The following is a 1,123-nucleotide window of genomic DNA, read 5'->3' as shown; positions in this document are numbered from 1 at the left end:
GTCGCGGTTGCCGTCGGGCTGCGCACCGCCGCCGGGAACGGGGTCGAGGGGATCGGGGAGGCCTCCGTGCGGGCCCTGGCCAAGCTGGAGCAGGTGCTGCCGGGCCGGCTGCGCGGACGGGTGTCCGCGCTCAACGAGTTCACCGTCCCCATGCTCCGCGGGCCCGGCCGCGACACCGTGGACCCCGCGGTGCTCACCGAGCTCGCCGCGGTGTGCCGGGACGGCGAGCGGCTGCGCTTCGGGTACCGGGACCACGGCGGGGCCGTCAGCCGCCGCACCGTCGAGCCGCACCGGCTCGTGTGCACCGAGCGCCGCTGGTACCTGGTCGCCTGGGACCTCGACCGCGAGGCCTGGCGGACCTTCCGCGCCGACCGGATCGAGCCCCGCCCCCCGCACGGCCCGCGTTTCACCCCGCGTCCGCCCCCCGCCGAGGACCTCGCGGCGTACGTCTCCGAGGGGGTCTCGCAGCATGCGTACGCCGTGCGGGCGGTGGTGCGGCTGCGGGTGCCGGCCGAGGCGGCGGCGGGGATCGTGGGGCCTTCGGACGGGGTGCTGGAGCCGGTCGACGCGGACAGCTGCCTGCTGCGGACCGGGGCGGTGAACCTGGACGTTCTGGTGATTCACATCATGATGCTCGGCTGTGAGTTCGAGGTCGTGGAACCTCCCGCGCTGACCGACCGGATCCGGGCTCTGCGGGGCCTTCTCGGCCGTGCACTCGAAGGCGCGGCAGAGCACGGGAATTCGGTGCCGGGGGATTTGAATTCCGTCGGCGGAATGGGCGCGGGGGCGGCTGCGGCCGTCGACAACTCGTGACACAAGCGTGACCCGGTACGGAGGAACCTCTGGGCGCGCGGCTGACGGCCCGGACATATGAACGGCGGGCCGGTTCCTCGAACCGGCCCGCCGTCGTGGTGCGGGATGGGGGTGTGCGTACCGTCCCGCAGGGTCGTCAGCCGCCGGTGGCGGGACGCGCGCTGCGGGCGGCGGCCCGCTCGGTGTGCGCCGGGCGGCGGCTGCCGGCCGGGGTGACCGGGGTGCGCTCGGAGCGGATCAGGTGCGGCCGGGACCCCGGGTGGGCGTGCGCGGCGGGCCGCAGGGCGGGGGAGTGCCCGGCGGCCGTCGG

1 protein-coding gene is annotated in these 1,123 nt (G+C 76.1%); it reads left to right on the top strand.

Going from position 1 to position 1,123, the window contains the following annotated elements; genetic code table 11:
* Positions 1 to 813 (top strand): helix-turn-helix transcriptional regulator (locus VR44_RS39865; RefSeq protein WP_094192218.1); only part of this gene is annotated, 813 nt, incomplete at its 5' end.
* Between the last annotated feature and the right edge of the window lie 310 nt (positions 814 to 1,123).

It is taken from the genome of Streptomyces katrae, assembly GCF_000966975.1.
In the GTDB taxonomy this organism is placed as follows: Bacteria; Actinomycetota; Actinomycetes; order Streptomycetales; family Streptomycetaceae; genus Streptomyces; species Streptomyces katrae.
Note: the sequence above shows the minus strand (reverse complement) of the source record. Positions and strands in the feature narration are given on the sequence as shown.